This window comes from Streptomyces sp. NPDC005820 (assembly GCF_040630255.1).
Lineage (GTDB): Bacteria > Actinomycetota > Actinomycetes > Streptomycetales > Streptomycetaceae > Streptomyces.
The window spans coordinates 170,718-181,348 of sequence record NZ_JBEXXE010000023.1 but is presented as its reverse complement, the minus strand read 5'-3'; the positions used below and the strand labels follow the sequence as shown (position 1 = coordinate 181,348).

Sequence of the window (10,631 nt, the reverse complement as noted above, 5' to 3'; positions counted from 1 at the left end):
TGAGACTTCGAACACCTCCCTCAACGGCACGGGAGCCTTGTGCGTTGTGGCCACAGCTCCTGTCACCCGATCGGTGGCCACTCTGAAAGACCTCACTGACTGACCACCTGGCATCTCAGCCCGGCGGGCCCCTTGCAACCATGCTCTCCACTCCATGGCGGCTCTGCCTGACCGCTACCGGTTACCACTACGACGGCGATCCTGCCGAACTCCTCTCCCTGTCCGACGCCGACGCCCTGGACCGCCACCTCCTGGCCCGCTACATTCCCGCCGCCATCCGCGCCACCCCCAACCCCCGCAGCTACACGCCACAGGACGTCCACCGCTGGCTCCACCACCTCGCCACCCACCTCGACCCCACCGGCACTCTCCACGCCACAACCCCCGCCAGCGCGGAAGCCACCGACCTCGTGTTGCACGAACTGTGGCCTCTCGCCGGACGCACACGCGTCCGCATCACCGACGCGCTCCTGACCACCCTCCTGACCACCCTCCCCTTCACCTGGACAGCTCCCCAGTGGGTGACAGACGTACTGGCTCCCATGGCTGGCGCATTTGCCGTCCTGGCTGGGGTGGCGGCTATCGGCACCAACAGGCCCAGGAGCGTGGGAAACCCGCTCAGAGCCCAGAATGGCGCGGAGCGCTCGCAGTCGGGGTTGCGTTTGGATGCGCGGCCTGGCTCGAAGCCGGACACAGGCTTGGGGTCGTGATCGCCCCCCGTGTGCGGGCTCGCAGTCGGCGTCGCGACTGGTTTCGCAGGCTTGATTCAGCGGGAACCAGGCGCGAGTCTCGGACCAGGGGATGTCATCAGAAACGACGCCTTGGCCGGGCTTGTGCTCGGGGTCGCAGCCGGATTCGCAGGTGGGTTGGCGTGCGGGCTCCTGCGCGGGTTCCTGACCGGATTCCTGACCGGGTTCGTGGTCGGGTTCACAGTCGGGTTCACGTCCGGACTCCCGATAGGACTCGCGATCGGGCTCGCGTACGGCGCGGAGGCTTCGCGCCGGTATGCGGTACTCCTGCTGTGCTCTCGCGGCCGTCTACCCTTCCGGCTCGGCCTGTTCCTGGACTGGGCCGTCACTGCCGGGCTCCTGCGCTACAGCGGGCCCTCCTACCAGTACCGCCACCGTGAACTCCAACACTGGCTACGCCAGCACTCCGGAGGTTAACCCTGAGTCGTGGACACCGTTTGCTATGCGGCAGCGGTCAGCGCAACCGTTCGTTTTTCGAAGGCGATCGGGCTGACCTGGCCGATCGCTGAACGCCTTCTCCTGGTGTTGTAGCGGGTGATCCAGCGGAAGACTGCGAGGCGGGCCTCACATACTCCTGGCCAGCGTTTCCGGCCTTGTGGTGTCTCCCTTTTCAGGGCCGCGTTGAGACTTTCCGCGGCGGCGTTGTCCGCGCTTGACCCGACCGCTCCGCGAGAGCGGGTCACGCGGAGTTCGCGGCGCGCCTTCGCGAAGTCCTCAGAGGCGTACTGGGCTCTGTTGTCGCTGTGGAAGACCGCCCCGGCCAGGTCACCGCCGCGGGTGCGGGCAGCGGCTTCGAGGGCGTCGGTGACCAGCTCGGTGCGCATGTGATCGGCGATCGCCCAACCTGCCAGGCGCTTCGAACAGAGGTCCAACACCGTGGCCGGACAAAGTAATTGACCGTCGCCGACGGGCACGTAGGTGATGTCGCCGACGTACTTGGTGTTGGGTTCACTCGCGATGAAGTCGCGCTGCAGGAGGTCGGGGACCCGGGCCGCGTCCGGGGCGGGCACCGTGGTGGTGACCTTCTTGCGCAGGTGCACACCGACGATGCCGGCCTCGCGCATCACGCGCTCGACGCACTTGTGGTTGACCCGTCGGCCCTCGGCCCTCGGCCCGCAGCTCCGCGGTGACGCGCGGGGAACCGTAGGTGCCGTCCCACTCGGTGTGGATCTCGCGGATCCTCCCGGTCAGCTCGGCATCGGAGAGGGCCCGCCCGGCGCGGGCGCCGGCGGTAGCCCGTCACCGGTAGTAGCCGGAGCGGGAGACTTCCACGACCCGGCACAGCCGCTTCACCCCGAAGGCGTCGCGATGATTATCGACGAACTGGAAGCGGCTCACCAGTTGGTCTCGCCCGCGAAATACTTGGCCGCCCGGCGCAGGATCTCGCGCTCCAGTTGCAGCTCGCGCACCTGCCGACGCAGGGCGGCGGTCTCGGCGTCCTTAGCCGTCTCCGCCCCCGAGGACGGCGTTTCGGAGTCCTCGGCAGCCTTTATCCACAGGCGCAGCCTCTCGTGGTTCACACCCGGATCCCTGGCCACGGCCGCCACCGGCCGCCCCGGGCTGGCGCGGTACAGCGCGACGCCGTCGGCCCGGAACTCAGCCGAGTACTTGTAGGTCCCCAACGGGAACTCCTGATCTCTGGAACTTCATAGATCCAGTGTCCAGGGTGTCCACGACCAGGGGGAAACCTCCCTCCCAACCCCCGCTCGCCCCTGACAAGACACACGCGTTGTGCCATGAACTGAGAGTTCCGCAGGAAGGCTCCGACGCGGCGCCCTTCCCGACGACAGCGTCATCCACCCCACCGAACGACGGTGCTTCGAAGAGGGACAGGGACGTGACGCAACTTCTCGCCTGCGGATCTTTGACCTGCGCAGTCAATCTTCGGTGGCACGCACTCCTCGTCGATCAATGTTCGATAGCGCACCCTCAAGTCCGGCGTCATCGGACACAGGCGTCGGCCCAGCGAAGACAGCCGAGTTGCCCAATGCTCAAAAATCAAACTGAGGACAGATTTTGAACACATGTCGGAAATAGATGGTTTGCGCACCTCCTGCACCTTCGGCTAGTGTCCAGGCTCTCCGGACGAGATGTCCGGAGAATCTGGACGGCAGGGTCGGTGCATGACCGCGGATTGCTTCATGCGGACCAGCCGTGCATGCCTCCTGGGCTGGGCAACCCCCGACCGGCCCAGGAGGCGGCTCTCCGTCCGGGCCTCCGCGGCGCGACCCGACCGGCGCCTGCTGCTCATTGTCGGCGGGTCGCGCCAGCGGAGGCGAGACACAGCTGGAGGGGCGAGTGCTTGTCCCTCCGACAACGAAATGAAAGGCGTTTCTGATGAACATGGACCAGCTTGAGGCCGAGACCGCCGAACTGCTGCCCGGGCGGGAGGCGCTGGGGAGGTTCTCCTTCAACCTCACCAAGCTGACGACGGTCTCGACGAAGGTCGCGAACCTGGGCGCGCACAACGAGTCCACGGCCGCGAACCAGTTCTCCCCGCTGGCCGTCGCGCAGTCCCAGGCGACCCAGGCCATCAGCGTCCGGCAGTAACCCGTGGGTGCTGCGGGGGGCAGGTCGCGCCATCGGCCGCCCCCGCAGCACCGCGACAGGCACCACCGACTACGGGGACGCTGCTTGGCGGTATCGCGGCGCGGCCCTTCTCCGCTGTTACTCCTTGCGACGGGGAAGGGCCGCGCACCCGCTGAAGCGTCACATGCTGTGGAGACAAGAATGACGCTGCCCGGAGACAACAGCACCTCCCGAGCCTGGAACGACCAGGACTCACCTCCGCGCGACGAACCACCTTGCGCCGAGACAGTCCCGATCCGGTCACCGGAGCCGCTCACCGCCTCCACGCAGGTCATGACGGCCGGCCTCTCCGCCTCGCTTGCCGCCGCCCCTGTGCCCCGGCTCAACCACGGCCTCGAGACCCTGGGGGAATACCAGGGATCCGGGTTCACCGAGCGCAAGTACATCGTCCGCCGAGGGGATGGACAGGTGCTCCTGCTGTCGCGCCTGCTCTATCTGATCGTGTGTTCGATCGACGGCGCCCGTGACGCCGAGGCCATTTCTCACCGGGTCAGCGGCCGGTACGGGGCCGAGGTCACCACGCAGAACGTCGTGTACCTCCTGGACAAGAGGCTCACTCCGCTCGGTGTCACGATCCCGTTAGGCGATCACCCGGAGGAATGCGCCCCGCCCACGTCGGATCTCCTGCTGTCCCTGCGCGGTCACCGGGTCATCTTCCGCGAGGCCCAGGTCGCCCGCATCGCCGCCACCTTCGCCTGGCTGCACAGGCCTGCGGTGGTGACGCTGGCCCTCGCCAACATGGTGGCCATGGACGTCTGGCTCTTCGCGGTCCACGGCGCCATCACCCCGGTGCTGCAGGTACTCGAGCAACCGCTCTGGATGCTCATCGTGTTCGCCCTGACCGTCGCCTCGCTCCTCTTCCACGAGTTCGGGCACGCCTCGGCCTGCCACTACAGCGGCGCCGCCCCCGGCAAGATCGGATACGGCCTCTACCTGATCTGGCCGTCCATGTACACGGACGTCACCGATGTCTATCGGGCCACGAAATCCGGGAGGCTGCGTACCGGCTTGGGGGGCGTCTACTTCAACGCCGTCTTCATGCTGATGCTGATGGCCGGCTATCTCCTGACAGGCGAGGCGTTCTTCCTCGCCTCGATCTACCTCGTGCACTTCGAGGTCCTGGAGCAGCTGATGCCGGTGGTGCGGCTCGACGGCTACTACATCCTGGGTGATCTGGCCGGCGTTCCCGACTTGTTCGGCAAGGTCAAGCCGATCCTCCAAAGCATGATCCCCGGCCGGAAACCCGCCGACATGGGTCTCAGACGTTCTGCCCGGACTGTCGTCACCGTCTGGGTGCTGACGATGATCCCGCTGCTCGTGGCCGAGGTGGCATACGTTCTGTGGAACCTTCCGCGGCTGCTCGCGACCGCGATGCGAAGTCTCAACAACCAGTGCGCTGGGACCTACCTGGCCTTCAGCGAGGGGCATCTGGCCGACGGAGCGGTCGGTGTCATCGGCACCGTGATGCTCATGTGCCCGATGGCGGGCGGCGCCTATCTCACCTGCCGGGTGGCGGTTCGGCTGTTCCGCGCGGTCGTGAGGGCCACCGAGGGGAAGCCTGCGATGCGCATGGCCCTGGCTGTCGCGACCTGTGCCGGGGCCGCGGTCCTGGCCGGCGCGTGGTGGCACGGGATGACGCCCAGGCCGCTTCCCGCCGCGGCTCCCGTGACCCCCGTGCTGCAGCCCGAAGTGCCATGGGTCCGGCCCACACAGAGCACGTCCACGGACTCCAAGCCCACCGGCCACCCCACCCCTTCTTCGCCGGACGGGCACCACACGACCGAGCGCCCCAACACGGATCTTCCGGGCAGCCGCGACACCTTCGGGTCGGCACCACCCTCCGGGACGGTCCCGTCGCCCACCCGTCCGCCGGGCACGCCCTCCACACCACCGACCCGCACCGGAGCCTCTTCCTCCGCCGCGGTCCAGGCCACCCGCACACCCGCACACCCGACTGCCAGTTCATCCGGGAGCGAGACGGCCCCCGTCACTCCCTCTCCGACGGCATCAGGACCCGCGACCGTGTCTCCCTCACCCTCCGAGACGGCCTCGGTGAGTCCCAGCTCGTCCTGACTCCGGCCACCCTCTATCCGCAGGAGAGAAACATGAACCACCGCAAACCGCGCAGCAGCTCTGTCACGAAAAGGGCGGTCGGCATCAGCGTGGCCGCCACCGCCGGCCTCGCCATCACGGCCACCGTGGCCTCGGCGACCACCGGCCCCGGAGTCTCCCACGGTGCGGCTGTCGCTGTGGACATGGCACACAGTCGCGCAGACAGGACGCACGTGAACCAGTTCGACGAGAGCTTCGAGATCCACGAATACGGTCCGTCGGTCGCGGTGACGGCCAACAACCGCGCGACCGCGGAGTCCGTGGGGTGCTCCCTGGACGACCCGTGCCGCTCGGTCGCGCTGTCCTTCCAGATCGTCACCACCTCGGGTCGTAACGCCCGGCTGATCAACACGACCAACATCAGCCGTTCGACGAACGGACACTGCACCGCCTGCCAGACCTTCTCCGGCGCCTATCAGTTCGTGGTGGCCACCCCGCGGGCATTCAGTCTGAGTCAGGCGGCACGCGGTGAACTCCACGGGATCAACCGTCAGGTCGGAGTCCTGAGGGGATCCAGCCTGCCCATCTCCCAGATCAAGCGTCGCGCCGACGAACTGGCCGCGCAGGTGAAGACCATCCTCGACCGCGAGGCACGACGCGCACCCCACGGAAGGGAAGACAGCCCCCTGGCTGACTTCGAGCCGACCGTGACCATGCACCGCCACGTCCGTTAGAACTGGCCGAAACGCTTCTTGGGGCCGTGCACTGCCAGCACGGCCCCAAGAACTCCGATGACAGCGCCCGGGGGACGTTTCTGCCGTCATCCCGCAGCGAGAAACCACACCGGGAGTGAGGGCCAGTGAGCAGTTCGCATCCCGCAAAACTGCGTCATCGCGCTCTGGAGATGATTTCCGAGGGGAATTCGGAAAGAGAAGTCGCACGGCGGCTCGGCGTATCGCAGCAGACCGTGCACCGTTGGCAGAACCCTCTCACCACCGAGTCGGAACTGGTGCGGGCCGGAGCCCGGATCAGGGAACTCGAGGAGGAGGTCCTCGCGTATCGGAGGATCATCGAGGCTATGAGAGAGGTGATGCCCCCAAAAGGCGTTACGAAGTGATCTCCTGGGTGGCTTCCCAAGGGGTCTCCGCACGCATACTCGTCACCCTCCTCGATGTCTCCGAATCCGGCTACTACTCCTGGCGCAGTCGCCCTCCGTCGATGCGCTCACTGAGACATTCCTGGCTGTCCCAGGCCATTCTCGACATTCACCAGGCTTCCGGTTCGACGTTCGGATACCGTCGCATTCAGCGGGAACTCGGTCACCGTTACGGTATCAACGTCAGTCATGGAACCGTAGAATTCCTCATGGACCGGGCCGGAATCCGCGGCAAAGCAGGACGGCCGCACGAACAGCTCCGCCAGCGCCCCATCGGGGTGCCCAGCCACCGCTGGGTCATCGATGTGCAGGTCTTCGAGGCGGCCAAGAGGCATCTCTACGTGGCGGTCATCCTCGACACGACGTCCCGCCGGCTGGTGAGCTGGAGCACCGAGGGTACGGCCGACAGCACACTCGCCCATCGGGCCCTCGACGCGGCCATCACCCAGAGCGTCGACGCGAACCTTTCCGCCGACGCCGCGCATGCCAGGATTCTCGCGTGCTCCTTCACTGAACGTGCCGGCCTCCTGGGGTGCGCTCCGCTCTCGGGGGCCAAGGGGGACTGGTACGACCACTCTGTGGCCGAGCGTTTCTGGGAAAACATCAGGGGCACACTGGAAACCCGGCGCCCCTGCCCGGAACCACAGGACCTCAGGGCGGGGCTTCTGGAAATTTTCAAGGGCTTCAACGCAAAGTGAGTAACCCGATACCTCACCCCAACCCGTAGCGGTGGTGGATAATTGGACGTGAAACCTTCCTTGCCGATCGCTGACGCATCCAGTGCTGGCGCGTGCACAGGAAAAGACGTGTCGGCAATCCAAGCGCATCGCGTTCTCCTGTACTGCGCACTGGATACGGCACGTGTACCACTCGACATTGTCGATGTGCACGCTGTGTTCAAAGTCGCTGAACTTGACTACATCACGGTGCAGGCTGTCATCGCTTGGGTAACCGGGACGAGAACGGCGAAAGTGCCCTGCGCCAGGTGACAGGTCGTGTACCTCGCACGGTGCGCCGGAACTCGCTTCTACTCTGAGCCCTCCGCTCTTAGCAGTGACTCGACAAGGACGGCCACGTGCCGACGGTCCTTCGGATTCAGCTTCTGCACACTCGCGATGAGGATCTCCACCTCTGGGTCCGTGATCTCGGGTGCGTCTTCGAAGTACAGGTGGACGCCCGCGGCGTCGGCCGCAGCCCGCTTCACCGCCACCACCGGTATACCCAGCCCCTTGGCCAAACCCTCCAGAGTGGTCCTCTGGGGCATCTGTGCCAACCGCTCCGACGTCGCCAAGTGGTGGACTGTCGAGCGGGAGATGCCGCCGCGGCGAGCTACATCGTTGTAGGACCAGCCGTTCTGATCCAACTTGTGCCTGATCATTTCCTGCAGGGCGTTGGGCACCACTGGCACTTTCTGTAGATGGAGAAAGGGTCTCTTGTCAATGAGTCTAACGGCCTTACTGTCGGGTAGCTCTTGGCTGGAGTCGTTGTATCCGGTCTCTTGGGTTAACCGTATGCAGCCTCACCGACCACGACGATTCGCCAGGCATCCGGTTCCCGGACGGATGGTGGGCCCTGACGCCTTCTGCGCGGCGGCCGTAGGCGCCGCCTCCAGTGATCAGCGGGGGCGCCGGCATCGCGCTTCCCATAGACATGCGGGGCGGCTGGCGCAGCGTTCTACTTGGCGGCGAGCTGGGCTTGTTGCTTGGAGCAGCTCAGCGTCGCGTGTGCCCGGGGAAAGGCGGGGCAGTTGCGAGATACAGCTGTGGCGGGACCGGACGTCGAGTTCCACGCGGCAGACGCGGGACCATCGGGGGGCTGTGGACTTCGCCCCTGCCGAAGCAGGCCAACGAGGCTCGCCGGGTACGGCACGGCCGCTGATCAGCAGAGCATGGTCGGGCACGCCGCCCGATCGGGCGAGTAACGTGTCGCTGCGCGCTGTGGACGCGCCTGTGACAGGGGACCCGGCTCCCTGATCTCCCGTATTCCATCCGGCACGATGTGTTTCAACAAGCCTTCCATCATGCCGGGTCAACGTTCGGCACGCCCCAAAGGGCACGGTCTGTTGGTTGCTGCGTCTCGGGGTCGGTCCGTTCCTTCTCTTCGCGCATGAGACCGGCGGTTGGCGGTCAGGAGGAGTCTGCGCAGAGCGTCCGCGTCAGTACCGCAGCGCCCGTGAAGCGGAGTTCTCCACTTGTCCGTGGAAGTCGTGCCCACATGTTCGGTCGGACGTGTGCCTGCGAGGTGGATGGGTGCTCACCCGGCTCTGCCGGGTTCATCCGGAGCGTGTGCGGGCAGTCCCTGGCACTTCGCCCTGACGCCCGCCCGGCTGCCGGGATGTGGGTGCTCAGCCGGTTCGGCACCACGGTCGGAAGGGCCCTTGAGTAGCTGGTGGGTACGGATGTGGCGTCGATTCCCGCTGGCCACTGAGCAGATCGTCGACTGCGATGTCGGTCTCATCTGCTCGGAGATCGAGCTGCCCGCGCAAGTGCCTTGGGGTGAAGGCAAGTTGGTCGGCCAGCGACGTCCTGTGGAGAGGACGTCTGGTTCGTCTGGCAGCCGGCATAGAGGTGGTTCAGGGCGACAACGCACCAGTCGAGGCTCCCGCTTCGCCTGGTTCGTGCGGCAGCTCGGTTGTGTGCCACCAAGCGCAAACGTTGGCCGTCTCAGCGCTCACAAGAAAGTCGCGGAGTGCCGCGACGCCACGGGCCGTGCGTGGCGGCTATCGGCGAACGGCTGCCCTGCGATGAACGCGGACAGCCAGTCGGCGTCTTCGGGACCGACGACGGTGGCGGCCCGGGAGAGCTTCAGAGCGCGTCTGGTGCTCCTGCGCCCAGCGGTCAGCTGCCTCTGTCAGCCTCTGCGCGGTCTCGGCAGGGTCAGAAGTGGTGCGCGACCATGCCCTGCGGCTCGCCTCGGCCGTGCGAACTGAGGAGTTCTGAGAGCTGTGCGCATGTGTTGCCAGAACCGTCGGAAGCGGGGGAGAGACGTCATTCCTTCATTCCTGCCATGCTGAAACGGACGGGACACGAGTTGCGGAGTGGGGCCTGGCCGGTTCTGAGGAGGATGTTAACCTGGCATATACCTGCCGTTGGCATGCTGGGACACCGGAAGGGGGGCGAGTAGCTTCCCTAAGCCGACTGGCCAGAGCGCTGTAATCCATGGATTGGATTTCGCGCCGATGCCAGTAAGCGATGCTTTCCGCGGGGACAAGGAAGCCGGTGAGTGTCCTGGCCGATCTAGCGTCCATGGAGCCGCACCTGTCGCAGTCGGATAGGCGTCCGCCTGACGGTGCGTGCTGTCGTGACGGTACAGCTGACGGTGTGATGCGGGCAGCGGCGGTGGGACGAGCCCTGTTGCAGTGTTCCGGACGACCGGACGATGCCGACAGGCAGGCTCGCCCAGGTGTTCTCCTCCATGCCTTCGGGGAATGAGTCGAAAATGAGGCGGAGTTATGGATATCCTCATGGGATGCCAGGACAGCAGTTTCAGACTCTTGCTCTGACGAGAGGGGTTCCGGGTGCTCTTCGTGCAGGGAACATCAATGACCGCGGTAGTCCGCGGCAGCACCGGCGAGCCGGTGATCTTGCTGTCCGGTAAGTCGAATCCGATAGACAGTGAAAACAGGTCGGAAGATCTGGTGAAGGCGGCGAGTGCCGTTCTCGACTCGGACGAGCTTCGAATGTTCAAGACCGCGATCGGCAACTTGAGTGCCAGCTGGCCGCATGTTCATGTTGCCGCAGACGGGGCGGTCCTGGTCGTATATAAGGTGACGGAAATGCTCTGAGTGCTGGCGGTGTGAACCGTTCCTTCGCCGGCCTCTCCGAGTGGTGCGATTCTCCGCTGGAACAGGCGTCCGCCACCTGTCGGCACCGTTTCAGGTGAACGGGTCCTCGCTGCAGATGTGACGTGCTCACACAATCTGGTCAGCCGATTGATCCAGCCCTGAGCGACCACGAGCGTGCCGTATCCCTGGGGGATCCTGTACCGGCCGCAGCTTGCGCCACGGGGCCGGCGCCGACGTTATGGCCCGACCCAGTCCGGGTTGCGGGCCGTCTCGGCTGGCAGCACCGTCCCGGCCTGCGTTG

8 protein-coding genes and 1 pseudogene are annotated in these 10,631 nt (G+C 65.9%); 7 read left to right on the top strand and 2 right to left on the bottom strand.

All coding sequences use genetic code 11. The features are described 5' to 3' along the window. Positions 1–140 precede the first annotated feature (140 nt). Positions 141–710 carry a hypothetical protein gene (locus ABZ464_RS27805; RefSeq protein WP_359280765.1) on the top strand — a complete coding sequence of 190 codons (570 nt, stop codon included), beginning with the start codon at positions 141–143 and terminating at the stop codon, positions 708–710. A 479-nt stretch (positions 711–1,189) separates the two neighbouring features. On the opposite strand, the pseudogene ABZ464_RS27800 reads toward ABZ464_RS27805, so the two are convergent. Beyond that, positions 1,190–2,371: pseudogene (locus ABZ464_RS27800) on the bottom strand (IS3 family transposase). Positions 2,372–3,086: 715 nt separating this feature from the next. Between ABZ464_RS27800 and ABZ464_RS27795 the strand changes: the two are divergent. The 5 genes from ABZ464_RS27795 to ABZ464_RS27775 all read left to right on the top strand — a co-directional run bounded on the left by ABZ464_RS27795 (position 3,087) and on the right by ABZ464_RS27775 (position 7,244). Beyond that, positions 3,087–3,299, top strand: coding sequence for a hypothetical protein (locus tag ABZ464_RS27795; protein ID WP_359280763.1), 213 nt, complete (start codon positions 3,087–3,089; stop codon positions 3,297–3,299). Positions 3,300–3,479: 180 nt separating this feature from the next. Next, positions 3,480–5,411, top strand: a complete 1,932-nt coding sequence (locus tag ABZ464_RS27790) for a hypothetical protein (RefSeq protein ID WP_359280761.1) — start codon at positions 3,480–3,482, stop codon at positions 5,409–5,411. Between the two features lie 32 nt (positions 5,412–5,443). Then, positions 5,444–6,124, top strand: a complete 681-nt coding sequence (locus ABZ464_RS27785) for a hypothetical protein (protein WP_359280759.1) — start codon at positions 5,444–5,446, stop codon at positions 6,122–6,124. A gap of 125 nt (positions 6,125–6,249) precedes the next feature. After that, positions 6,250–6,507, top strand: coding sequence for a helix-turn-helix domain-containing protein (locus ABZ464_RS27780; RefSeq protein ID WP_359280758.1), 258 nt, complete (start codon positions 6,250–6,252; stop codon positions 6,505–6,507). Beyond that, the gene (locus ABZ464_RS27775) at positions 6,504–7,244 is read left to right on the top strand and encodes an IS3 family transposase (protein ID WP_359280757.1); all 741 of its coding nucleotides are present in this window, start codon (positions 6,504–6,506) and stop codon (positions 7,242–7,244) included. The genes ABZ464_RS27780 and ABZ464_RS27775 overlap by 4 nt, the downstream gene beginning before the upstream one ends. 329 nt (positions 7,245–7,573) lie before the next feature. Here the strand turns inward: ABZ464_RS27775 and ABZ464_RS27770 are convergent, their stop codons facing one another. Next, entirely contained in the window at positions 7,574–7,945 is a 372-nt protein-coding gene (locus ABZ464_RS27770) for a helix-turn-helix transcriptional regulator (RefSeq protein WP_359280756.1), read from the bottom strand. A 2,142-nt stretch (positions 7,946–10,087) separates the two neighbouring features. Here ABZ464_RS27770 and ABZ464_RS27765 point away from each other — a divergent pair. After that, a complete protein-coding gene (locus ABZ464_RS27765; RefSeq protein WP_359280754.1) occupies positions 10,088–10,330 on the top strand; it encodes a hypothetical protein in 243 nt (80 codons plus the stop codon). Positions 10,331–10,631 lie beyond the last annotated feature (301 nt).